Here is a 23,123-nt window from a genome sequence, read left to right as displayed (position 1 = left end):
CTTATGGTACTGATTTTTATAGTTAAAAATATGATACGTGAAGAAATGCTATTGAGATTAGCGGCTGGAGAGTAAAATTAAATCATTGCCTGTGCAGGGGCGGCTGTCTGGAGGGCAGCCGCAATGGCTGCGGGCTGCCCTACTTGAGTCATGCAGATTTATTGTTTGCGACGGTCAAAAACACGCTTGGCTTTGCCCTCGGAGCGAGCCAGGCGGTTGGTTTCCACCACCTCAATGCGAGTGCTGATGCCGATGTAGGATTTGATGTGGTGAGCCAGTTCCTTGGCTGCCTTGGCGCGCGACTCATCGCCGGAAAAGCCCGGTTTGAGTTCGGCTCGAATGTCCACGCAGTCCATGTTGCCTTCTTTATAAATCTCGATCTCGTAGTGCGGTGCCAGTGCCTCGCACTTAAGTACCTGCTCCTCGATCTGGCTCGGGAACACGTTCACACCACGGATAATCAGCATGTCGTCACTGCGGCCGGTGATCTTGTCGATCCGGCGCATCGGGCGCGCGGTTCCTGGCAGCAGGCGGGTGAGATCACGGGTGCGGTAACGCAGGATCGGCAGAGCCACCTTGGTCAGTGAAGTGAAGACCAGCTCACCGTATTCGCCATCGGGCAGGACTTCGCCGGTTTCCGGGTTGATGATTTCCGGGTAGAAATGGTCTTCCCAGATGGTGGGGCCATCTTTCGTTTCAATGCATTCCATGCCAACACCCGGGCCCATGACTTCGGACAGGCCATAGATGTCCAGCGCCTGGATTCCAAGGCGCTCTTCGATCTCTGTACGCATGGAGTTGGTCCAGGGCTCCGCTCCGAAAATGCCCAGTCGCAGTGGCAGCTTGTGCGGGTCAATGCCCTGTCGCTCTAGCTCGTCGGCGATGTTCAGCATGTAGGACGGCGTGACCATGATGATGTCTGGCTCGAAGTCCTTGATCAGCTGAACCTGCTTTTCGGTCTGACCGCCGGACATGGGAATGACCGTGCAGCCAAGACGCTCGGCTCCGTAGTGAGCGCCAAGTCCGCCAGTGAACAGGCCATAACCGTAGGCCACGTGAACCTTGTCGCCCCGGGAGCCGCCGCCGGCCCGGATCGAGCGGGCAACAATGTCGGCCCAGGTGTTGATATCGCTCTGGGTATAGCCTACCACCGTGGGCTTGCCGGTCGTGCCACTGGAGGCGTGGACGCGGACAACCTGGTCCATTGGGGTGGCAAACATGCCGAACGGGTAATTGTCCCGCAGGTCCGCCTTGGTGGTGAACGGTATCTTTGCCAGATCGTCAAGCGAATTGATGTCCATCGGCTTGAGTCCGATCTCATCAAAGGCTTTGCGATAGAAAGGCACATTGGTATAAGCATGGACCACGCTCCAGCGCAGGCGCTGCAGTTGCTCATGGCGGAGCTCGTCAATGCTGGCGGTTTCCATGCGGTCAAGTTTGCCAAGTTTTTGTGATGGTAAGCTCATGATTCTGTCCTGCGTTGTTCTTTTCGGGTAATGGTCGTTGTTCTGTTTCGACCGGTGGCCTCAGGCCACCGTATCCGTCCGCTCAATAATGATGGCAATGCCCTGGCCAACGCCGATGCACATGGTGCACAGGGCGTAGCGGGCTTTCTGGCCGCCGGCGTGACGGCGCTCAAGTTCGTTCAGGGCCGTGGTTACCAGCCGGGCACCGCTCATACCAAGCGGGTGGCCAAGGGCAATGGCGCCGCCGTTCGGGTTAACATGCTCGGCGTCATCCGGGAGCCCGAGGTCGCGGGTGACCGCGAGGGCCTGTGCTGCGAAGGCTTCGTTCAGTTCAATAACGTCCATATCGCCCAGTTCCAGGCCCGCGGTTGCCAGAACCTTGCGGGTTGCCGGGGCGGGGCCGAAGCCCATGATCCGTGGCTCAACGCCAGCAGTTGCCATGGCAACGATCCGGGCGCGGGGCTTGAGGTTGTATTGCTTGAGCGCATCGGCGCCGGCCAGCAGCAGGGCGCAGGCGCCATCGTTGACACCGGAGGCATTGCCCGCAGTCACGGTGCCGTTCTCGCGGAATGGCGTAGGCAGCGTGGACAGCTTTTCAAGGCTGGTTTCCCGGGGGTGCTCGTCGGTATCCACCACCAGTGGCTCCTGCTTGCGCCGGGGAATGGTCACTGGGGTGATTTCGTTGGCCAGTCGTCCAGCTTTCTGCGCTGCAGCAGTTCGTTGCTGGCTGCGCAGGGCGAAAGCGTCCTGATCTTCCCGGGAAATCCCGAAATCGGCCGCCACGTTCTCTGCGGTTTCCGGCATGGAATCGATCCCATACTGCTTCTTGAGCAGCGGGTTGACGAAGCGCCAGCCGATGGTGGTGTCGTAGACCTCTGCCTTCCGGCTGAATGCCGAGTCCGCCTTGCCCATCACAAACGGGGCCCGGGACATGGATTCAACGCCGCCGGCGATCATCAGTTGGGTCTCACCGGTACGGATGGCCCTGGCAGCGCTGCCTACAGCGTCCATGCCGGAACCGCACAGGCGGTTGATGGTGCTGCCCGGTACGTCGACGGGCAGCCCGGCCAGCAGCAGAGACATGCGGGCAACGTCACGATTGTCTTCACCCGCCTGGTTGGCGCAGCCGTAGAGTACGTCGTCGATTTTGGACCAGTCCAGGTCCGGGTGTCGCTCGGTCAGGGCCTTGATGGGGATCGCACCCAGATCGTCCGCACGCACCGCAGAGAGCGCGCCGCCATAACGGCCGATGGGGGTGCGGATGGCGTCAACAATGTAGGCGTCCTGAAGTAGTTTGTCCGTGCTCATGAATTGTCCTCCGAATAGCGTACGGTGCCGCGAACTTCGTAGGAACGGCCGCGGAACAGGGCGACCTTACGGCCGTCCTGATTGGTTAATGTGATGTCGTAAACGCCGGTGCGGCCGCCGCGGGCCTGCTCTTCGGCAGTAGCGGTCAGCCGGTCGCCTTCTTTGGCGCCGGACATGTAATCAATGCTGCAACCGGAGGCGACGGTGGCCCGATCATAACTGTTGCAGGCGAAGGCAAAAGCGGAATCGGCCAGGGTGAACAGGTAGCCGCCATGGCAGGAACCGTGGCCCTGGATCATGTCGCCGGTGACGGTCATGGTGAGCACTGCTTTGCCGGGAGCAACCGATTCAATGCTCATGCCCAGGTTCTGACTCGCCCGGTCCCGGGCGAACATGGCTTTCGCGCATTCCTCGGCGAGTGTTTGCGGGTCCATCTCGCTCATGAATAAAACCCCTTCTGTGCGAATGCATTTTTCCGGAGCAGCAGGGCAGGGCGATAGCGATCTTCTGCGTAGCTGTTCTGGATGTTGGTGAGCACGTTGAACACATGGCCCGTTCCCAGGCGGTCGCTCCAGCTCAGAGGGCCTTCGGGATAGTTCAGGCCCGCCTTCATGGCCAGATCAATGTCCGCGATGGTGGCAACACCATGGAGCGCGGCATCGGCGGCTTCGTTGGCCAGCATGGCGACGGTGCGCATAACCACCAGCCCGGGGCGATCCGCCAGCAGGCTTACGGCAACACCCGCCTTTTGCAGTAAAGCACAGGCGTTGGAAACTGCTGCTTCTGAGGTCTGATCTGCAGCGGCGAGCGCCAGTCGGGATGCCTTGCTGTAGTCGAAGGCGAGGTCAAACAGCACCAGGTTCGAAGTGCCGTCGGTAGCGGCCCGCTCGGTGGCCATGCGGCCATCAGTCAGGGCCAGCACGGCGTTGCCAAAGCGAAGCTGGCCCGGGCCGTCGCGCTCTACGATTGTCAGGCCCGCCTCCCTCAGGCGCTGGATCAGCGGAGCTGCCACGCCGGGATTGCCCTCGACGATAACCACGGTTTCGTCAGACTGGTGCGCCGGTTCTGTTTGTGGCTCCGGCTTTTCCGCGCCTTCGCCATAGGGGTAAAAGCCCTGGCCGTTCTTGCGCCCGAGACGGCCGGCTTCCACCAGTTCTTTCTGGATCAGCGAGGGCAGGAAGCGCGGATCCTGGAAGTAGGAATTGAATACGGAGTTGGTCACCGCGTAGTTGACGTCGTGACCGATCAGGTCAGTCAGCTCAAACGCGCCCATGCGGAACTGCCCGGCTTCGCGGATAATGGCATCCAGCGTTGCCGCATCGGTGGCCTGTTCCTGGAGCAGGCGCAGGCTTTCCGCGTAAAACGGACGGGCGACGCGATTGACAATAAAACCGGGTGTCGAGGTGGCGTACACCGGTTTCTTGCCCCAGGCGGTTGCCGTGGCGTGAACGGTCTCGGCAACGGCTTTGCTGGTGGCCAGGCCCATCACCACTTCGACCAGTGCCATCAGAGGGGCCGGGTTGAAGAAGTGCATTCCCACCAGGCGCTCGGGCTTTTTCATGCCGGCACCGAGGGCCGTAACAGAGATGGAAGACGTGTTGGTGGCCAGGATTGCGTCTCCAGTGCACAGGTTTTCCAGGTTGGCTAACAGCTCGCGTTTGATGTCGAGGTCTTCAATAATTGCTTCAATGACCAGCCCGGCATCGGCTACTTCATCGAGGTTTGCGACCGGCTGGATCCGGCCGATGATGGCGTCCAGGTCCTGTTGCTGCATCTTGCCTTTGTCGACGCGGCGCTGAAGCTGTTTGGCAACGCCATCCCGCCCAGCTTCTGCTGCACCGTCTCTCTGGTCATGCAGGTAAACCCGGTGGCCGGCCTGGGCCGCAACCTGGGCAATGCCGGAGCCCATGGCGCCGGCGCCGATGACGGCGATGGTGGTTTGGGTATCAAGTGCCTGCATGAATTACTTCCCCTTGAACACTGGCGTACGTTTCTCCATGAAGGCGGCGACGCCCTCGCGGTAATCTTCGGTCTGCCCGGCCATCCGCTGGAAGTCTCTTTCCAGGTTGATCTGCTCTTCGAAGGTGTTGCTGGCGCTGTCATGGAGTGCGCGCTTGATCAGGGCAAGGCCTTTGGTGGGCTGGGTGGCGAAATGCCGGGCCAGTTTCATGGTTTCTTCCTTGAGCTGCTCATCATCCACGCAGCGCCAGATCATGCCCCAGTTCTCGGCCTGTTCGGCGCTGATCTTATCGCCCAGCAGGGCCATACCCTTTGCCCGGGCCATGCCGGCTACACGAGGCAGAATCCAGGTGCCGCCGGAGTCGGGCACCAGCCCCAGCTTGCAGAATGCCTGAACAAACTTGGCGGACCGTGCCGCCAGCGTGATGTCGCAGGCCAGAGCGATGTTGGCACCGGCGCCGGCAGCGACACCGTTAACGGCACAAACAACCGGCATCGGAAGATCCCGCAGGCTGCGCAACATCGGGTTGTAGTAGTTCTCCAGGGAGGCGCCCAGGTCCGGCACTTCCTGGTCTGGCGATACGCTGCGGTCAGAGAGATCCTGCCCGGCGCAAAAACCACGGCCAGAGCCGGTAATGACCAGTACCCGGACAGACTCATCCTTGCGCACGGTGCTGATGGCGTCGCGCATGCGTTCGTGCATCTCGACATTGAAACTGTTCAGGCTGTCCGGACGGTTCAGGGTTAGCAGAGCCACACCCTGATCGATTTCAAGAAGAATGCTCGGCTGAGTCATGGCGGTTTTGTCCTGTTGTTTGTTTTGGGGGATAGCTTGAAAGGCGTCTTGGACCGGTACGGCGCTATCGATTGCGAAAAATGAGTATATCTTAGAATTGATACTGGTCAAGGATTGTGGTTGGCAAGTTCTGTATCACTTTGGTCTTAAGTGGTAATCTGCGGTTTTTATCTTACTGAAAAACCTGCAAAATATTTTAGGGTGCCTCCTATGGTTACAGTTTTTGCAGGCATTTGGCTAACTTAGGCAGCCTTTTAGGCATGAAAAATCATACGAAAAACGATAATGTGATACAGAAAATGAATCACAATAACTTTTCGGGTCCCATGTTCGTTGGCCTTGCCAAGGTTTGATTCCGTTCCGGTGCCCACTTGTTCAGGAGAGCGTTATGCCCATTTACAGTATAGAAGGCGTTGTCCCCGTCGTTCACCCGTCAGCCTATGTTCACCCGACTGCCGTACTGATCGGGGATGTCTGGATCGGCCCGGATTGCTATGTCGGGCCGGCGGCCTCGCTGCGTGCCGATTTCGGCCGGATCATTCTCAAACAGGGCTCGAACGTTCAGGACACCTGCGTGATGCATGCTTTCCCGGGCATGGACACCATTGTCGAGAAAAATGGCCACGTCGGGCACGGTGCGATTTTGCATGGCTGTGTTGTTGGCGAAGACGCCATGGTGGGCATGAATGCGGTGGTGATGGACGAGGCCCACATAGCGCCCCGTTCCATCGTTGGCGCTTGCGCTTTTGTTAAGGCGAAGTTCACCTGTGAACCGGGCTCGCTGATCGTTGGATCGCCCGCGAAAGTGATGCGGATGCTCAGCGACAAGGAAATCGCCTGGAAGAAAAAGGGAACCGAGGAGTACCAGAGACTGACGCTTCGTTCCCTGGCCAGTCTGGAGGAAGTGCAGCCAAAGGCGGAGGACGACCAGGACCGACCCCGGGTGGATGCCAGCGGTTACAAGCCGAAGTACGAGCAGGAATAAAAGAACCTGGGACCCCGGCCTCCCACGGGTGGGGCCCCAGGCTGTATCAGGACAGGTGATGGACCGTTTGCAATCCGTATACAGGCGTTGCCAGCCCCTCCATCCGCGCTTTCAGTTGTAACGCCAGGTACAGCGAGTAATGTCGCGACTGATGCAGGTTACCACCGTGGAACCAGAGTGCCTCCTGCTGGGTTGGTTTCCACATGTTACGCAGTTCGCCCTCCCAGGGACCGGGATCCTTGGTGGTATCCGAGCCCATCCCCCAGCATTTGCCCACCTTGTCGGCCACCTCCTGGGAAATGATACGGGCGGCCCAGCCATTCATTGAGCCGAAGCCGGTGGCATACACGATCAGGTCTGCGGGCAGCTCGGTACCGTCTGTCAGGGTCACGGATTCGGGGTTTATGCGCTCAATGGTCGCGCCGCTTTTCAGCTTGATTTCCCCCTGAGCGACGAGTTCCGAGGCGCCGACGTCGATGTAATAACCGGAGCCACGGCGGAGATATTTCATAAACAGACCGGAACCATCATCACCGAAATCCAACATGAAGCCGGCTTTCCTGAGGCGGTTGTAGAAATCCGCATCCTGTTCCTGCGCATGCTCGTAAACCGGCTTGTGGAATTCAGGCATGATCCGGTAGGGGAGGGACGCGAAGGTCAGATCGGCCTTTTCGGTGGTGATGCCGTTTTCGACTGCCTGCTCCGAATAGAGGCCACCCAGGGCCAGGTCCATGAGCGTGTCGGACTTGATGATATGGGTGGAGGAGCGCTGAATCATGGTTACGTCGGCATCGTTTTCCCAGAGGGCGGCGCAGATGTCATGGGCTGAATTGTTGGAGCCCAGCACAATGCATTTCTTGCCCTTGTAGGCTTCCCCGCCCGGGTGTTTGCTGGAATGATGCTGTTCCCCCTCAAAGCTGTCCATGCCCGGAATGTTCGGGATATTGGGGATGCCGGACATGCCGGTAGCCAGTACAAGCTGTTTTGGGCGGAGGGTCACTCTTTCCCCATCCCGGACCACATCAACGATCCACTCCTGCCGATCCTCATCAAAGCGGGCACCGGTGCATTCGGTCGAGTTCCAGTAGTTCAGTTCCATGATTTTGGTGTACATCTCCAGCCAGTCCCCAACTTTGTCCTTGGGGCAGAAGACCGGCCAGTGCTCCGGGAATGGAATGTAGGGCATGTGGTCGTACCACACCGGGTCGTGCAGGCACAGGGACTTGTAACGGTTGCGCCAGGAGTCGCCGGGCCTGGGGTTACGCTCGATGACGATGGTGGGCACATCCAGTTGCCGTAAGCGGGCGGCCAGGCCAATACCACCCTGGCCACCGCCGATGACCACACAATAAGGCTGTTTGCCGTAACCGAGTTCCCGCTCTTCTTCCTGTCTGGCCTCGAGCCAGGTCTTGCGGGACTTGCTGGCGCCGTGCTGGGCGCCCTTGGGGCGCAGGTGTTTGCGTTTCTCCGGGAAGTCCCGCAGCTCCTGCATGGTGGTGAGCAGGGTCCAGGCCTTGCCGTCACGAAGCCGCAACTGCCCTTTGCAGAACGCGTCATCGGTCTCGAAGGTGATCCAGGCTTCCAGCACACCGTCCTGTTCGGTGGCGTCTTCGGAAACCTGCCAGTTGTGGGGCTGCCTGGCTTTCGCCATGTTTGCGAGCATGCCCCGGATTTCGTCACGGCCTTCCATGGTCTTGATGTTCCAGGTCATTGAGACAAGATCCCGCCAGAATCCATCTTCCTCAAAGTGATCAGCAGCCTGTTCGGGGCTGTCTGATTGTAGGGTTTCACTGAAACTGGCGAGCCATTGCTCGACTTTTTGGGTGGGTTTAAGAGGGTGCTCTGTCATTTGCGTTCTCCACTGTTGCGTTGTTTTTGTTTGCAAAGTGGGTGCTGCAGCTGCTGTGCCAGGTTGCGGTTCCCCGCGACTCTGCATGCCAGGCTTCTGAAATAACGAATGTTTTTTTGAAGAGCGTAAATAAGTGGCAGTACAGACGCCGGGGTGGGTTTCGTTCGGAGAGCGTTACAGCTGTCATGTTCCGGAGGCTGTCGAGGTTACAGGTGTAATGGATTTGCTGGTACTAAAGAAGGATGCGGGGGGAGGTGGTAAGGGTATAAGCTGAACGGATATTGCAGTAGTCCTCCGACAGATGACAACCAACAAGAGCCCGTCGGTTCAGGAGCTTTGCATGACCGCGCAACAACTTGCCCAACGTCACCACATCGATACCATTCTCAGCTATGCGGAGGGTGGTCAATCGGCAACTGAATTCCCCGAGACGGAGCTGATCGGGCGTTCGTGGAAGCGCTGCATATCTGAATACGGACTTGATCCGAGCCAGCCCCGTAGCGCCCGTATCGTCACACAGCAGACCCTGCGAGAGCATCAGGATTCAGTGGACGAGTTTCTGAATGTTGCAAGGGCGGGCGTCGAGCAGTTGTATGGGATGATTTCCCATCTGGGGTATGTCCTGTTGCTGACGGACCATCGAGGGATTACTGTCCAGTACCTGGGTGACAGGCGCTCCGACCGGCGTCTTCGGCAGGCCGGGCTTTATCTTGGTGCTGACTGGAGCGAACAGTATGCTGGTACTTGTGCAGTGGGAACCTGTATTGCTGAACACCAGGCACTGACCTGCCATCGGGTAGATCATTTTGATGCGACTCATATCAGCCTGACCTGCACGTCTGCTCCGATCCTGGACCCTTCCGGCAAGCTGCTGGCGGTTTTGGATATTTCCGCACTGGACTCGCCGCAGGCCCGCTACAGTCAGACGTTCGCGCTTAACCTGACTCAGCTCTACGCCCGAATGATTGAAGACGCCTACTTTCTTCGCAGATACCGTAATCAGGTGATTTTCCGCTGTGATGCCTCAAGGGAGTTCGTGCAGGTAAACGGGCAATATCTCTTCGCCATCGACGAGGCAGGGCGGGTAGAAGCCAGCAATACCGCTGGTCGTGCGCTGATTGGCGATATGCCTCGGCAGAAAGCCATGGGCCAGAAGCCAGGCCTGACTCAGTTTTTCGAGTGCCAACTAGAGGATATCTGGAGCATTCCGTTTGATCAGGACGACCAGGTGCGGGCTTTCCGTCGTCAGGGCAGCGGCGACACCTTCTTTGCTGCGCTGATTCAGCCGCGCATCGTCTCCCCCCGGTCGGCCGGGACTGAAACATTTGCTGCGGATGAGCAGGTTCCGGGGCTGGATAGGCTGGCTGCCGACGACCCTGTCATGCGTCGCACGCTTGGTTTGGCCAAGCGACTTCGAAATCGGGACGTAGGCTTGCTGATACTTGGTGAGACCGGAACCGGCAAAGAGATTCTTGCTCGTGCTATTCACGAATCGAGCAATCGTAGCAAACGGTCGTTCGTGGCCGTTAATTGCGCGGCGATTCCGGAATCGTTGATTGAGAGCGAGCTCTTCGGATACGTTGCCGGCGCTTTCACTGGCGCGCGCACCAAAGGCATGCGCGGACTGATTCAGCAAGCGGATGGGGGCACACTGTTCCTCGACGAGATCGGAGACATGCCGCTGCAGCTCCAGACCCGACTATTAAGGGTCCTCGCCGAAGGGGAGATCCTGCCGATTGGTGCGGACCGGCCCGTTCGCGTGAACTGTCGCGTCATCGCCGCAACCCATCAGGATCTGGGGCAGTTGATTGAGCGCGGTGATTTCCGTGCGGACCTCTACTATCGTCTCAATGGCGCTTCTCTGAAGCTGCCGCCTCTGCGGCAAAGGGCGGACCGGCTGCACGTTATTCATTCTGTACTGGATAACCTGATTGCCGGCGGGGGGCTGTCGGCAGTTCGATTGCGTGCAGACGCCGTAAGTGCACTTCTGGCCTACGACTGGCCAGGGAACATTCGCCAGCTGGTCAATGCACTGATGTTTGCTGAGGCAACCTGTGACGGTGGCGAGATCACAGCCAATGATTTGCCGGAAGAATGCGTGTCTGATCGCATGCCTCCCCTCGAAAATGACCTGTCTGCCACCGGTCCTGAATCGACGCCTCTGCTGAACGCCCTGCACGCGCACCACTGGAACATTTCAGCGGTGGCCAGACAGTTCGGGGTATCCCGGCCAACGGTCTATCGGTGGATGGGGCAGCAGGGAATTATCTTGCCCCGTTTTCTGGGCCGGGGAGATGTATCCGGCAGATAGGGTAAGGCGGTTCCCGGGCGACTTCAGATGCTTGCATCCTTCACGTTTTCCATCACCACAAACGTGCTGGTCTGGAGCACGTGGGGCAGGGCCGATATTTCCTCGCCCAGCACCTGCCGGTATTCCTGCATGTTCCGGGTCCGGACTTTCAGCAGGTAGTCGAAATTGCCGGCAATCATGTGGCATTGCTCCACCGCGGATAACTGCTTGACGGCGATGTTGAAGGCCGTCAGAGCGCCAATGCTGGTGTCATTCAGGGTGACCTGGGCAAAGGCAATGTGGCTGAGCCCCAGCTTGGTCTGGTTCACCAGGGCCGTGTAGCCGGTGATATAGCCCTGCTCTTCCAGCCGGCGCATCCGCACCTGACATGGGGTTTTGGAAAGGCCTACCCGAGACGCGAGCTCGGTCACGGTGATCCGGGAATTTTTCTGCAACTCGCGAACAATCGATTGGTCAATTCTATCCAAATCGGCCATAGGGTCGGTTCCAGGCTGGATTAATGGCTAAATCATAGGGTAAATATAATCAAAACTCCTCGATTCCGAAACTATACGGTCAAAGCGACTTTCGGGCCTTGCGTATACTGTCAGCTACGCTATTACCGAAAGAACGTGGGAAAAGCCCGGAGAGTTTCGATGACCGATCCACACACATTACAAAAACAAACCCTGCTGGAACAGCTTGCCGATGTCCTTCAGAACCAGTCCACCGACAATGACGATTCCCTTGAATTGCGGGAGATTGTTGCCCGGATGGTTGAGGAGTCCCGATCATGGGACGACGATCTGCACGCCGAGCTCGTTCGGGTTTTCGGAGAATCCTTCGGGGGCCGTTACGCCCAGGTGTTCAGTGGCGGGTTTCCTTCGGCCTATCGGGCCAGATTTTCGGTAGCGGAGGCTCTGGCCGATATTGAACAGATCCAGTCCATCGCCGTCAGCTCCGATGTGCCCATGCGATTTTATCAGCCTCGGGATCCTTCCGAAACCGGATTTCACTTCAAACTTTACAGCGAGGGGCAACCGGTTGTTCTGTCAGATGTGATCCCGATCCTGGAGAATCTGGGCATGCGGGTGCTCGGTGAACACCCCTACCGGGTGCGGCGCCGGGACGGTGAAACCTTTGGCGTCAGTGACTTTACCGTTGAGCTCCATGCTCGCTGCCGGAACGCTGAACTTGATGCCGTCAGGCCTCTGATCCAGGGGGCTTTCCGGGAGATCTGGAATGGTTTTGCGGAAAACGACGATTTCAATCAGCTTATCATGCTATGTGGCCTTGGCTGGCGTGAGGTGGCGCTACTCCGGGCCTATGCCCGTTACATCAAGCAACTGCGTTTCGGCTTCAGCCAGCCCTTTATTGCCGAGACCCTGGCCCGCCACCCTGACATCGCCTCCATGCTGGTCTCCTTTTTCCAGAAGCGGTTTGACCCTGAGTTACAGGGGAAAAAGAAAGGCCAGGCCCCAGCAGGCAAGATTGAGGCAGAGATACTTGACGCACTTGAAGCAGTCGAGAGCCTCGATGACGACCGAATTCTCCGGCGCTTTTTTGTGTTGATCCGGGCCACGCTCCGAACCAGTTATTTCCAGCGCCAGGAGGATGGCGGTTTTCGGAGTTACCTCTCGCTGAAGCTGGATCCCTCTTGCATTCCGGACATCCCACGACCGCGACCGAAATTTGAGATTTTCGTTTACTCGCCTCGGGTTGAGGGTGTGCATCTGAGAGCTGGCCCTGTCGCCCGGGGCGGCTTGCGCTGGTCTGACCGGATTGAGGATTACCGCACCGAGATTCTCGGTCTGGTAAAAGCCCAGCAGGTAAAGAACTCGGTGATTGTGCCGGCCGGCGCCAAGGGGGGCTTTGTGGTGAAGCAACCGCCGCAGGACGGATCGAGGGAGGCGCTGCGGGAAGAGGGTGTTGCCTGCTATCAGATCTTTATCAGAGGGCTTCTGGATATTACCGACAACCTGGAAGACGGCAGGGTTGTGCCTCCGGAAAGCGTGGTCCGTTACGACGGCGACGACACCTACCTGGTTGTTGCTGCAGACAAGGGAACCGCCACTTTTTCTGACATTGCCAACATGCTTGCTGCGGAATACGGCTTCTGGCTGGGTGATGCCTTCGCCTCTGGCGGCAGTGAGGGCTATGACCACAAGAAAATGGGTATTACTGCCCGAGGCGCCTGGGAATCAGTGAAGCGGCATTTTCTCGAAAAGGGCACAGACACACAGACGGACGAATTCACCGTGGTGGGTATTGGCGACATGGCAGGCGATGTTTTTGGCAATGGCATGCTGTTGTCAGAGCGGATTCGCCTGGTCGGCGCCTTCAATCACCAGCACATCTTTATTGATCCGCAGCCGGATGCCGAGGCGTCTTTCCGTGAACGCCAGCGCTTGTTCAATATGCCGGGATCAACCTGGGCCGACTATGACACACGGCTGATCAGCGATGGTGGCGGTGTATTCGCGCGCTCCATGAAGTCCATTCCGGTGTCTGCGCAAATGCGACAGGCATTGGGCATCAAGGCGCGGACGCTGCCGCCCTCCGAACTGATCAGCGCCTTGCTGAAAGCGCCAGTGGACATGCTGTGGAATGGTGGTATTGGCACCTATGTAAAGGCGCCTTCGGAATCCCATGAAGAGGTGGGCGACAAGGCCAACGATGCCCTGAGAATCGACAGCAACCAGCTGCGGTGCAAGGTTCTGGGAGAGGGTGGCAACCTCGGGGTTACCCAGAGGGCGCGGATTGACTTCGCCCGCCACGGCGGCTCGGCCAACAGTGATTTCATCGATAACGCCGGTGGCGTGGACTGCTCGGACCATGAGGTCAATATCAAGATCCTTCTCAATGATCTGGTGAATCGGCAGCGGATGACCCTGCCCGAACGCAACGGGATGCTGCGGGCAATGACCACGGAAGTGGCGGGTCTGGTGCTGAGAAACAACTACCGACAGGCCATGGCGTTGAGCCTGGCGCAGAACACGGCAGTCGCCAGCGCGGACCAGTATGACCGATTGATGCGGCGCCTGGAGGCAGAGGGCAAATTGGACCGCGGCCTCGAGTTCCTCCCCTCCGATGAAGAGCTGCAGGCGCGCCGGGAACGTGGTGCGGGCCTGACCCGCCCGGAATTGGCGGTCCTGGTGTCCTATGCCAAGATTGAGCTGAAACAGGCGTTGGTGGCAGCGCCGATTGTGCATGACTCCCGGTTTAACGCGGCGCTTCACTCGGCGTTTCCGGCGTCCCTGCTGGCGGCTTTTCCGGAGACGGTAGATGCTCATCCGCTGCGGGCCGAAATTTCGGCAACCCAGATCGCCAATGATCTGGTAAACCGCATGGGAATCACCTGGTTCGACCGGATCCGCAGTGCCACAGGTGCAGATGCGGGCCGGATTGCCGCAGCTTACCTGATCTCCCTCCGGATTCACGACGTAGACGCTCATTGGGAAGCCATCGAATCGCTGGATGGGAAAATCAGCTCGGACAGGCAGGCAGAGCTGTTTGCAGATGCCATCCGCCTGGTGACCCGAAGCGCCAGCTGGCTGTTGCAGAACCGTCGGCAGGCGTTGGATCCGGTCTCCTGCATTGATCATTACCGGGCACCCATAGCCGATGTTCTGGCCTCAAAAGAGCGTTTGGAATCGGTGATTCCTGCAAGTCGTTGGCAAGAACGCTATGCTGAATATTGTAAACGGAAGGTTCCGGAGGATTTGTCAGCCTGGTGCGCTTCCGCCGAAAGCCGCTACTGGCTGATGGATATAATCGAGATTTCCCGTCAGCTGGGCCAGGATCTTGAAGCTGTTGCCTGGGTCTATTTCAGCCTTGGCGAAAGTCTGAACCTGACCTGGCTGGACCGGCAGATGCGGGCATTCCGGGCAAAGGGCCATTGGCAGGTGCTGGCGATCATTCACTACCGGGATGATCTGGATCACCAGTTGCGGAATCTCACGCTCAGCGTGTTTTCCGAGCCGGTGGAAGGCTACGGAGCCCCGGTCGAGCGACTTGGGGCATGGCGAGATGACAAACAGGCGTTGCTCACCCGGTGGGAGCGAATGCTGCGCGATATGCAGGCCGTTAGCGTCCTGGATTGTGCCGTTTTTTCGGTGGCCCACGGAATGCTGAGAGAGCTGGCGGCGAAGGCCGGATAGAACAGGCAGTGCAGGCAAAGTGCCTAATATCTGGTGGTTTCCAGGAGGATTATTAAATTTCGATTAACTAAAAAAGACGTAATGTCGTGCGTGCCTGGTTTTTACGGAGAAATAGTCTTTGTTGATCTAGGTAGAATGCCGGAGAGACAAACAACTAAGAGGGTACAGCTATGAGACCGCAGCAATCAGAGACGCCGGAGCTTGTTGACAGCCGGCAGGCGATCCGTGACTACATTCTTGCTGATGAGCACAAGGTGATCCACGAAATGATTGCTGGCGCCCAGTTGTCCCAGGCCGAGCGGGATGCCATTTCCGCCCGCGCCGCCGAGCTGGTTCGCAATGTCCGCAAGAGCGCGAAGTCCACCATCATGGAGAAGTTCCTGGCGGAATATGGCCTGACGACCAGGGAAGGCGTTGCCCTGATGTGTCTGGCTGAGGCGCTGTTGCGTGTGCCCGATAACACCACGATCCATGAGCTGATTGAAGACAAGATCACGTCGGGTGCCTGGGGCAGTCACGTGGGCAAGGCATCTTCATCGCTGATTAATACCGCTACTGTTGCCCTGCTGATGACCAGCAATCTGCTTAGGGATTCCGAGCGCAACACCGTGGGCGAAACCCTGCGTAAACTGCTCAAGCGCTTTGGCGAGCCGGTGATTCGTACCGTCGCCGGCCAGGCGATGAAAGAGATGGGCCGCCAGTTTGTGCTGGGCCGCGACATCGACGAAGCCCAGGATGAAGCCAAGGAGTACATGGACAAAGGCTACACCTACTCCTATGACATGCTGGGTGAGGCTGCCCGTACGGATGACGACGCCAAGCGCTACTATGACGCCTACTCCAACGCGATAGACAGCATCGCCAAGGCGAGCAAGGGCGATGTACGCAAGAATCCGGGTATTTCCGTGAAGTTGTCTGCCCTGTTGGCCCGTTACGAATACGGCAACAAGGAGCGGGTGATGAACGAGTTGCTGCCCCGTGCCCGCGAACTGGTCAGGAAAGCCGCCGCCGCCAACATGGGTTTCAACATCGACGCTGAAGAGCAGGACCGTCTTGACCTGTCCCTGGATGTTATTGAAGAGCTGGTGTCGGACCCGGAGTTGGCAGGCTGGGATGGCTTTGGCGTTGTGGTACAGGCCTACGGCAAGCGTTCCGCTTTCGTGATTGACTGGCTCTATGGTCTGGCAGAGAAGCACGACTGCAAGATCATGGTACGTCTGGTGAAGGGCGCTTACTGGGATGCCGAAATCAAGCGCGCCCAGGTGATGGGCCTGAACGGCTTCCCGGTGTTCACCCGTAAAGCCTGCAGTGATGTCTCGTTCCTGTCCTGCGCCACCAAACTACTGAACATGACGAACCGCATTTACCCGCAGTTTGCCACTCACAACGCTCACTCGGTGTCCGCCATTCTGGAAATGGCCAAAACCAAGGGGGTGAACAATTACGAATTCCAGCGCCTGCACGGCATGGGTGAGTCCCTGCACAACGAAGTGCTGAAGGTCAGTGGTGTGCCTTGTCGCATATACGCCCCGGTCGGTCCCCACAAGGATCTTCTGGCGTACCTGGTGCGCCGCCTTCTGGAAAACGGAGCCAACAGCTCCTTTGTGAACCAGATCGTGGACACCAGCATCACGCCTGAAGAAATCGCAAAAGACCCGATTGTCAGCGTGGAGGAGATGGGCGGCAACATCTCCAGCAAGGCGATCGTGCACCCGTTCAAACTGTTTGGAGAGAGCCGTCGCAACTCCAAGGGCTGGGACATTACCGATCCGGTGACAGTGCAGCAGATCGAAGACGGCCGGGGAGCCTACAAGGAGTACCGTTGGAAAGGCGGCCCGCTGATTGCCGGTGAGGTTACCGGCACCGAGGTACAGGTGGTGCGTAACCCGGCCGACCTGGATGATCTGGTCGGGCACGTTACCCAGGCCTCCGACGCCGACGTGGACACCGCCATCGCCGCGGCTGCAGAAGGCTTCAAGAGCTGGTCGGAGAAGTCTGTAGAGGAGCGCGCGGCCTGCGTACGAAAGGTTGGTGATCTCTATGAGGAGAATGTCGACGAGCTGTTCGCACTGACCACCCGGGAGGCTGGCAAGTCTCTGCTGGATGCCGTTGCCGAAGTCCGTGAGGCGGTGGATTTCTCCCAGTATTACGCCAATGAAGCGATCCGCTACAAGGACAGCGGTGATGCCCGAGGGGTGATCTGTTGTATCTCGCCCTGGAACTTCCCGCTGGCGATTTTCACCGGGCAGATCCTGGCAAACCTGGCCGCCGGTAACACCGTTGTTGCCAAGCCAGCTGAGCAGACATCGCTGTTGGCAATCCGCGCTGTGGAACTGATGCACCAGGCCGGTATTCCGACTGATGCAATTCAGTTGGTGCCGGGCACTGGCGCGACCGTGGGTGCGGCTCTGACCTCCGATTCACGGGTCAGTGGCGTGTGCTTCACCGGCTCTACCGCTACCGCTCAGCGCATTAACAAGGTGATGACCGAAAACATGGCGCCGGACGCGCCGCTGGTGGCGGAAACCGGTGGCCTGAACGCCATGATTGTGGATTCCACCGCGCTGCCGGAGCAGGTGGTCCGTGACGTACTGGCGTCGTCGTTCCAGAGTGCCGGCCAGCGCTGCTCGGCGTTGCGCATGCTGTACGTGCAGAAGGACATTGCTGATGGCCTGATGGAAATGCTCTATGGCGCCATGGAAGAGCTTGGCATTGGCGATCCCTGGCTGCTGTCCACGGACGTGGGGCCGGTCATTGACGAAAACGCCCGCAAGAAAATCGTCGATCACTGTGAGAAATTCGAGCGTAACGGCAAGCTTCTGAAGAAGCTTCCTGTTCCCGAGAAGGGCCTGTTTGTGTCTCCGGCGGTGCTGAGTGTGAGTGGCATCGAAGAGATGGAAGAGGAGATCTTCGGGCCGGTACTTCACGTTGCCACCTTCGAAGCCAAAAACATCGACAAGGTGGTGGATTCCGTCAACGCCAAGGGTTACGGGCTGACCTTCGGTATTCACAGCCGGGTTGACCGTCGGGTGGAGCGAATCAGCAGCCGGATCAAGGTCGGTAACACCTATGTGAACCGCAACCAGATCGGCGCTATCGTGGGCTCCCAACCCTTTGGTGGTGAAGGTCTTTCCGGGACGGGCCCCAAAGCTGGTGGTCCCCAGTACGTTCGTCGTTTCCTGAAAGGTAAAACGGTCGAGCGTGAGGCGGATTCCAGCGCCAAAAAGATGGACGCCAAACAGCTCCAGAAGCTGATTGGCCAACTCGACAAACTGACCGCGCCCAGGCCGGAAACCCGGACCGAGGTGCTCAAGCCGATCTTCGGGGATGTGCCCGAACCACTGGATGCGCATGTGGAAGCATTGCCGGGGCCAACGGGCGAGACCAACCGCCTGTCCAACCATGCCCGCGGTGTCGTTCTCTGCCTGGGCCCGGACAAGGAAACCGCCCTGGAACAGGCCGGTACCGCGTTGTCCCAGGGCAACAAGGTGGTCGTGATTGCTCCGGGCGTTCAGGAAACAGTCGACAGTGCTGCCAAGGCTGGGCTGCCAATTGTCGGCGTTGAGGGGCTCCTGGAGCCGGACGCACTGGCAACAGTCTATGGTTTTGAAGCAGTGGTGAGCTGCGCGAGCCAGGCCCTCTTGAAGCAATACCGCGAGGCGCTTGCCAAGCGTGACGGCGCATTGCTGCCGGTGATTACCGAGCATACCCTGGATCAGCGGTTCGTGATCGAACGCCACCTGTGTGTGGACACCACCGCAGCCGGAGGTAACGCAAGCCTGATTGCGGCTTCCGAGTAAGCTTTCCGGGAGGGGCTGGTGGCAATTGCGGGTCTTTTTGAGCGAGGTTGTTACCGGGCAGCGTAGCGCTCGTGGAGAATGCCCACGCGTTCGACGTAGGCCCTGGTTTCAGCGTAGGGCGGTACTCCTCCGTACCGGCCTACGGCACCAGGGCCGGCGTTGTAGGCCGCGGTTGCAAGGCGGATATCGCCGCCAAAGCGATCAAGCATTTTTGACAGATAACTGACCCCGCCCCGGATGTTCTCGGCGGCGATCATGGCGTTAGCCACACCCACTTCTCGGGCAGTTCCCGGCATCAGTTGCATCAACCCCTGGGCGCCTACCGGTGAAATCGCCTTGTCATTGAACGCAGACTCCGCATGAATCACTGCCCGAACCAGGGCCGGATCCACACCATAATCCTGGGCTGCAGTCTGGATCTCGGAGCGGAAAGGCTTGGTGAAAAGCGGTGTCTTGCGCCAGTCCACCGTGGACGCCGGATCACAGGCATAGCAGTGGAAGCGGATAACGTCGAATTCTGCAACCGCTGGCTGGATACTGCTGTAGGCAACAACCCCATTTTCATCTTTGTAGCGGTAAACCGTGTCATTACCAGTAGAGGCCCTGGGCTGCTCAGCGCCTTTCACGTTGGTGAATTCGACCGTACCATCCGGGTGCACAATGCGCTTTATGCTGTCTGCCAGGATTGGCGCGGACAGTCCAAACAGCAAAGCTGCCAGTGGTGGGATCAGTAGTGATCTGCCGATTATCATTATTCACTCGTGAACGATGCGATCAACGGTCGACTCAGTGCGTTCTTTCAAGTCGGTTTTCCCTGGATTATACGGCCTTGCGAGATTGAATAAAGCGCGCACTTTGTCGGAAAAATGTTACGTTCTGAGTATTGCCAGCCAGTTCTCATTTACCCGGAAAAATCATGGAAAACCAGATCAGAGCCCGAAACCTCATTCTTATCGGTATGCCCGGTAGTGGCAAGAGCACCGTTGGTGTGTTGCTGGCAAAACGACTGGGGCTGGGGTTCATCGATACCGATCTGCTCATCCAGGAGGACGCCGGTCGCACTTTGCAGGAAATTGTAGATCAGGATGGTTATGAGGCCCTGCGGCACATTGAGGAGCAGGTACTGCTCAAGCTGGATGTCCAGCATAAAGTGATCAGCACCGGTGGCAGTGCGGTCTACAGCGCCCGTGCCATGGAGCACCTCAAGGCGAACGGGACTGTGGTCTTTCTGGATATACCACTGGATCTGGTGATCAAGCGAATCGGTGATCACAGTATGAGGGGGATTTCTCGGCGCCCGGATCAGTCCCTGGAGGCGTTGTTCGAAGAGCGGTATGCCCTGTATTCCCGCTATGCAGATCTGACCGTTAAAGGCGCTGGGCTGAATCAGGATCAGGTCTGCGAAGCGGTGGTATCAGGCCTCTGACGTAATCTCCCGAAACGCATTAATCAGTGTTTCCGGCTCCTGAGCACCTGAGATCAGATATTTCTGGTTGACGATGTAGGCGGGAACCGCCGAAACGCCGGCTTGCTGGTATTTTGCTTCGTCCTCACGCACTGCGTTGGCGTAGCGCTCCGAGGCCAGAATTTCCCGGGCTTGGTTGCCGTCAAGGCCGATACTTTCCGCGCATTTCACCAGTACATCGGCATCAGAAATGTTCTCCGCCCGTCCGAAGTACGCCTCGAAACACGCCATTTTCATTTCGGTCTGCTTGCCCTGTTCTCCCGCCCATTTAACCAGTCGGTGGGCGTCGAATGTATTGCGGGTATGCCGTTCCTGGAGTTTCTCGAAGTTCAATCCCAGGCCCTGGGCGATTTCCATCATCTGGCTCTGATTGGCGCGCATGTCATCTTCACTGCGACCATACTTCCGGCTCAGGGCGGGGAGGATGGGCTCGCCGTCGCCAGAGGGGTCCGGATTCAACTCAAAGGCGTGCCATTCAATACTGAACTCCATCTCGCCCTTGAGCGCCTTCATGGCCTCTTCAAGACGAGCGTAGCCGATGGCGCACCAGGGGCAGGCGATGTCGGAGACGATGTCGATTTGTAAGGTTGTCATTGGTACTCCTGTTTGGGTGGTTCGATGTCGGGTAGCCTTTTGCCGGACCAGTTTTCCATAAGCCGGCAGGTAACCAGATCTCCGGTGACGTTGATGGCAGTACGACACATATCCAGAATCCGATCCACCCCCATGATTAGTGCAATGCCACCGGGAGGTATTCCAACGGTCTGCAACACCATGGCCAGAATGACGATCCCCACGCCGGGTGTGGCTGGAGAGCCGATAGAGGCGCCTACGGCCATGGCAACCACCAGCGCCATGCTGCCCATGCTGAGATCAATGCCGTACACCTGCGCCAGGAAGATGGTCGCAACGGCCTGATACAGTGCAGTGCCGTTCATGTTGATGGTGGCGCCTAGCGGAATAACAAACTGGGAAACCGAAGGGCGGACCCCAAGCTTGTCCTCCGCGGTGCGGATGGACAAGGGCATGACAGCCGCTGAGCTCGATGTCGAGAAGGCAAGCAGTAACACATCCTTGCTGTCTTTCAGGAAGCGCAAAGGTGATTGGCCCGCAAGAAATTTCAGAATCAGCATGTAAACGCCAAGCAGTACAATCAGCCCGGCAATAACGGTTGCCACATAGGAGGCCATGCCCAGCATCGCCCGGAACCCGAGGGTTGTTGTCAGCTGTGCCATCAGACCGAAGACGGCAATCGGGGCAAGCCGCATGGCCCAGCGCACCACCGTCATGCAGATTTGCTGGAGGGAGTCGAGCAGATCGAGCATGGGGCGAGATTTCTCCGGCGCCATGCTGACCAGAGCAATCCCGATAATGATGGAGAAGATTACCACCTGCAGCATCTGGCCTTCGACCATGGCATCCAGCGGATTTCCGGGTAACAGGCCAATCAGGGTCTGGGGAAGTTCGTCCACGCTCGGCATGGTGGCGGCTGGCACACTGTTTTCTCCGGCCCCAACCGGAGTTGCAAGGCCTTCCATCATGCTGCCAGGGTTGATGAGATTGCCGATCCAGAGGCCAATGGATGCGGCAATTGCGGTTGTGATAACGAAGAAGCCGGTTACCCTCAGTCCCAGTTTGCGCAGCTGATCCAGGTCTTCGCTGGCGGCAAGTCCTCTGACCACAGAAGCAATCACCAGGGGAATAACGATCATCTGGATGGTGGCCAGGAACAATTGCCCCGGAAAGGCCAGCCAGTTACCGATCAGGGTGCCGGTTTCTGGCTCGACGAGGCCTACGGAAGGGCCGAGTAATGTTCCTGTCACCAGACCAAGAAACATGCCGACCAGCACCTTCAGCCAGAGCTTTCCCTGTACCAGTCCCGAAAGGTAGCTACTCAGGTGGCGAAGTGGCCGGGGATAATGATTGCTAGCCTGGTTTACCATAGTCTCGAATGGTCCGTGTTTCTCTGAACGGTCTGATGGGTAGCATAGTTCAATGGGCCTTGGCACGTGTGAGCCAGATCAATGTCGGAGGTGACCGATTTCCTCGCTGTTCAATGGTCTGTGCTCTCCAGCAGCGAGCTTTTCGTCCAGCCGAATGTTTCCCATGCTTTCCCGGTGCAGGGCCGTTACGCGGTTGCCGACCGCATGGAACATGCGCTTCACCTGATGATAGCGACCCTCATAAATGGTTATCCGCGCTTCCCGGGGGGCGAGGATTTCGAGCTGCGCGGGTGAGGTTGTCAGTTGCTCGAACTCAAACCAGATGCCCTCCGCAAACCGGATGGCCGTATCCGGCGAGATCGGGTTGGCCGTGGTTACCAAGTACACTTTCGGGATCTTGATCCGGGGCTCGGTTAGCTGACGTGACCACTGGCCGTCGTTGGTGAGAATCAGCAGCCCGGTGCTGGCCCGGTCCAGTCTTCCGGCAATGTGCAGCTCGGGGCGTAACGCCGGGGCAATCAGATCCAGAACGGTTTTGTGAGTATCATCGAGCGTAGCACTGAGGTAGCCGGCGGGTTTGTGGAGCATGAGGTAGTGGGCGGGCTCGCCGGCCTGAATGGTCTCCCCATCCACCCGAACCTGTGCAAACCGGTCGACCTCAGATGCAGGTTCCCTGCATGGGGCGGCGTTCACTGTTACCCGACCAGAGGCAATCAGGAAATTGGCCTGGCTGCGACTGATGCCATTAAGGTTGCTGAGAATTCGTGAAAGCTTCATGGTGTGAATCGGCTATGCTGAGTGTAAACCCCTGACCATAATACGAGGAAATGCCATGCCATTCTCTGTTGATCATCTCGCGGAACTCAATCTTCTGGGCCAGTTCCCGTCCACCTCGACCCAGGAAGGGCTCAAGGTGCATGCCCATTCGGCGGCTCCGGAAACGGTGAGGGCCGCGGAGAACCTGTATTCCAAGGGACTTATCAGCCAGAGGGATGGCGGCTACCTGACGCCACTCGGGGCAGAAGCGGTGGAGTTGACCCAAAAGCTGCAGTCGATTCTTAGCAACCCCTGAATATTGGGCCGCCTGCCCGTTTCTTTGAGA

General features: G+C 58.2%; 17 protein-coding genes. 6 read left to right on the top strand and 11 right to left on the bottom strand.

The genetic code is table 11. The features are described 5' to 3' along the window. Nucleotides 1-158 precede the first annotated feature (158 nt). The 5 genes from paaK to paaG are packed head-to-tail and all read right to left on the bottom strand — an operon-like array spanning nucleotide 159 to nucleotide 5,529. Complete coding sequence (gene paaK / locus CLH62_RS05485; protein WP_099617109.1) at nucleotides 159-1,466, bottom strand: phenylacetate--CoA ligase PaaK; 1,308 nt, start codon at nucleotides 1,464-1,466, stop codon at nucleotides 159-161. A 60-nt stretch (nucleotides 1,467-1,526) separates the two neighbouring features. Continuing rightward, nucleotides 1,527-2,774, bottom strand: coding sequence for a 3-oxoadipyl-CoA thiolase (gene pcaF, locus CLH62_RS05480; RefSeq protein ID WP_099617108.1), 1,248 nt, complete (start codon nucleotides 2,772-2,774; stop codon nucleotides 1,527-1,529). Beyond that, nucleotides 2,771-3,217, bottom strand: coding sequence for a hydroxyphenylacetyl-CoA thioesterase PaaI (paaI, locus tag CLH62_RS05475; protein ID WP_099617107.1), 447 nt, complete (start codon nucleotides 3,215-3,217; stop codon nucleotides 2,771-2,773). The genes pcaF and paaI overlap by 4 nt, the downstream gene beginning before the upstream one ends. Further along, on the bottom strand, nucleotides 3,214-4,734 hold the full coding sequence (gene paaH / locus CLH62_RS05470; protein WP_099617106.1) for a 3-hydroxyacyl-CoA dehydrogenase PaaH: 1,521 nt from the start codon (nucleotides 4,732-4,734) through the stop codon (nucleotides 3,214-3,216). The genes paaI and paaH overlap by 4 nt, the downstream gene beginning before the upstream one ends. A gap of 3 nt (nucleotides 4,735-4,737) precedes the next feature. Further along, nucleotides 4,738-5,529, bottom strand: a complete 792-nt coding sequence (paaG, locus tag CLH62_RS05465) for a 2-(1,2-epoxy-1,2-dihydrophenyl)acetyl-CoA isomerase PaaG (RefSeq protein WP_099617105.1) — start codon at nucleotides 5,527-5,529, stop codon at nucleotides 4,738-4,740. 388 nt (nucleotides 5,530-5,917) lie between these two features. Between paaG and CLH62_RS05460 the strand changes: the two genes are divergently transcribed. Continuing rightward, nucleotides 5,918-6,514: a phenylacetic acid degradation protein PaaY gene (locus tag CLH62_RS05460; protein WP_099617104.1), complete on the top strand. Its 597-nt coding sequence runs from the start codon at nucleotides 5,918-5,920 to the stop codon at nucleotides 6,512-6,514. Between the two features lie 46 nt (nucleotides 6,515-6,560). Here the strand turns inward: CLH62_RS05460 and CLH62_RS05455 are convergent, their stop codons facing one another. Then, entirely contained in the window at nucleotides 6,561-8,363 is a 1,803-nt protein-coding gene (locus CLH62_RS05455) for a flavin-containing monooxygenase (protein WP_099617103.1), read from the bottom strand. A 340-nt stretch (nucleotides 8,364-8,703) separates the two neighbouring features. On the opposite strand from CLH62_RS05455, the gene CLH62_RS05450 reads away from it, so the two are divergent. After that, a complete protein-coding gene (locus tag CLH62_RS05450; protein WP_099617102.1) occupies nucleotides 8,704-10,674 on the top strand; it encodes a sigma-54-dependent Fis family transcriptional regulator in 1,971 nt (656 codons plus the stop codon). Nucleotides 10,675-10,697: 23 nt separating this feature from the next. On the opposite strand, the gene CLH62_RS05445 is transcribed toward CLH62_RS05450, so the two are convergent. Further along, on the bottom strand, nucleotides 10,698-11,150 hold the full coding sequence (locus tag CLH62_RS05445) for an Lrp/AsnC ligand binding domain-containing protein (protein ID WP_099617101.1): 453 nt from the start codon (nucleotides 11,148-11,150) through the stop codon (nucleotides 10,698-10,700). Between the two features lie 159 nt (nucleotides 11,151-11,309). On the opposite strand from CLH62_RS05445, the gene CLH62_RS05440 reads away from it, so the two are divergent. Continuing rightward, entirely contained in the window at nucleotides 11,310-14,813 is a 3,504-nt protein-coding gene (locus CLH62_RS05440) for an NAD-glutamate dehydrogenase (protein ID WP_099617100.1), read from the top strand. A 170-nt stretch (nucleotides 14,814-14,983) separates the two neighbouring features. Next, nucleotides 14,984-18,613, top strand: coding sequence for a bifunctional proline dehydrogenase/L-glutamate gamma-semialdehyde dehydrogenase PutA (gene putA / locus CLH62_RS05435; protein ID WP_099617099.1), 3,630 nt, complete (start codon nucleotides 14,984-14,986; stop codon nucleotides 18,611-18,613). A gap of 50 nt (nucleotides 18,614-18,663) precedes the next feature. Here putA and CLH62_RS05430 read toward each other — a convergent pair whose 3' ends face one another. Beyond that, nucleotides 18,664-19,365 carry a lytic transglycosylase domain-containing protein gene (locus CLH62_RS05430; RefSeq protein WP_099617098.1) on the bottom strand — a complete coding sequence of 234 codons (702 nt, stop codon included), beginning with the start codon at nucleotides 19,363-19,365 and terminating at the stop codon, nucleotides 18,664-18,666. 164 nt (nucleotides 19,366-19,529) lie between these two features. On the opposite strand from CLH62_RS05430, the gene CLH62_RS05425 reads away from it, so the two are divergent. Next, entirely contained in the window at nucleotides 19,530-20,039 is a 510-nt protein-coding gene (locus tag CLH62_RS05425) for a shikimate kinase (RefSeq protein ID WP_099617097.1), read from the top strand. Here the strand turns inward: CLH62_RS05425 and CLH62_RS05420 are convergent. The 3 genes from CLH62_RS05420 to CLH62_RS05410 all read right to left on the bottom strand — a co-directional run bounded on the left by CLH62_RS05420 (nucleotide 20,028) and on the right by CLH62_RS05410 (nucleotide 22,798). Continuing rightward, a complete protein-coding gene (locus CLH62_RS05420; protein WP_099617096.1) occupies nucleotides 20,028-20,672 on the bottom strand; it encodes a DsbA family oxidoreductase in 645 nt (214 codons plus the stop codon). The genes CLH62_RS05425 and CLH62_RS05420 overlap by 12 nt on opposite strands. Beyond that, the gene (locus CLH62_RS05415; protein ID WP_099617095.1) at nucleotides 20,669-22,021 is read right to left on the bottom strand and encodes a dicarboxylate/amino acid:cation symporter; all 1,353 of its coding nucleotides are present in this window, start codon (nucleotides 22,019-22,021) and stop codon (nucleotides 20,669-20,671) included. Before CLH62_RS05415 ends, CLH62_RS05420 begins: the two co-directional genes overlap by 4 nt. Nucleotides 22,022-22,099: 78 nt before the next feature. Next, nucleotides 22,100-22,798, bottom strand: coding sequence for a pseudouridine synthase (locus CLH62_RS05410; protein WP_099617094.1), 699 nt, complete (start codon nucleotides 22,796-22,798; stop codon nucleotides 22,100-22,102). Nucleotides 22,799-22,853: 55 nt separating this feature from the next. On the opposite strand from CLH62_RS05410, the gene CLH62_RS05405 reads away from it, so the two are divergent. Then, nucleotides 22,854-23,093: a TIGR02647 family protein gene (locus CLH62_RS05405; protein WP_099617093.1), complete on the top strand. Its 240-nt coding sequence runs from the start codon at nucleotides 22,854-22,856 to the stop codon at nucleotides 23,091-23,093. The last annotated feature ends 30 nt before the right edge of the window (nucleotides 23,094-23,123 follow it).

The sequence above is a fragment of the Marinobacter guineae genome, assembly GCF_002744735.1.
GTDB classification, from domain to species: domain Bacteria; phylum Pseudomonadota; class Gammaproteobacteria; order Pseudomonadales; family Oleiphilaceae; genus Marinobacter; species Marinobacter guineae.
Note: the sequence above shows the minus strand (reverse complement) of the source record. Positions and strands in the feature narration are given on the sequence as shown.

Coding starts and splice junctions, on each gene's coding strand:
- CLH62_RS05440 (WP_099617100.1), top strand. CDS start 11,310: ATGACCGATCCACACACATTACAAAAACAAACCCTGCTGGAACAGCTT.
- paaI (WP_099617107.1), bottom strand. CDS start 3,217: ATGAGCGAGATGGACCCGCAAACACTCGCCGAGGAATGCGCGAAAGCC.
- CLH62_RS05455 (WP_099617103.1), bottom strand. CDS start 8,363: ATGACAGAGCACCCTCTTAAACCCACCCAAAAAGTCGAGCAATGGCTC.
- paaG (WP_099617105.1), bottom strand. CDS start 5,529: ATGACTCAGCCGAGCATTCTTCTTGAAATCGATCAGGGTGTGGCTCTG.
- paaK (WP_099617109.1), bottom strand. CDS start 1,466: ATGAGCTTACCATCACAAAAACTTGGCAAACTTGACCGCATGGAAACC.
- putA (WP_099617099.1), top strand. CDS start 14,984: ATGAGACCGCAGCAATCAGAGACGCCGGAGCTTGTTGACAGCCGGCAG.
- CLH62_RS05415 (WP_099617095.1), bottom strand. CDS start 22,021: ATGGTAAACCAGGCTAGCAATCATTATCCCCGGCCACTTCGCCACCTG.
- CLH62_RS05430 (WP_099617098.1), bottom strand. CDS start 19,365: ATGATAATCGGCAGATCACTACTGATCCCACCACTGGCAGCTTTGCTG.
- CLH62_RS05420 (WP_099617096.1), bottom strand. CDS start 20,672: ATGACAACCTTACAAATCGACATCGTCTCCGACATCGCCTGCCCCTGG.
- paaH (WP_099617106.1), bottom strand. CDS start 4,734: ATGCAGGCACTTGATACCCAAACCACCATCGCCGTCATCGGCGCCGGC.
- CLH62_RS05405 (WP_099617093.1), top strand. CDS start 22,854: ATGCCATTCTCTGTTGATCATCTCGCGGAACTCAATCTTCTGGGCCAG.
- CLH62_RS05450 (WP_099617102.1), top strand. CDS start 8,704: ATGACCGCGCAACAACTTGCCCAACGTCACCACATCGATACCATTCTC.
- CLH62_RS05410 (WP_099617094.1), bottom strand. CDS start 22,798: ATGAAGCTTTCACGAATTCTCAGCAACCTTAATGGCATCAGTCGCAGC.
- CLH62_RS05445 (WP_099617101.1), bottom strand. CDS start 11,150: ATGGCCGATTTGGATAGAATTGACCAATCGATTGTTCGCGAGTTGCAG.
- CLH62_RS05460 (WP_099617104.1), top strand. CDS start 5,918: ATGCCCATTTACAGTATAGAAGGCGTTGTCCCCGTCGTTCACCCGTCA.
- CLH62_RS05425 (WP_099617097.1), top strand. CDS start 19,530: ATGGAAAACCAGATCAGAGCCCGAAACCTCATTCTTATCGGTATGCCC.
- pcaF (WP_099617108.1), bottom strand. CDS start 2,774: ATGAGCACGGACAAACTACTTCAGGACGCCTACATTGTTGACGCCATC.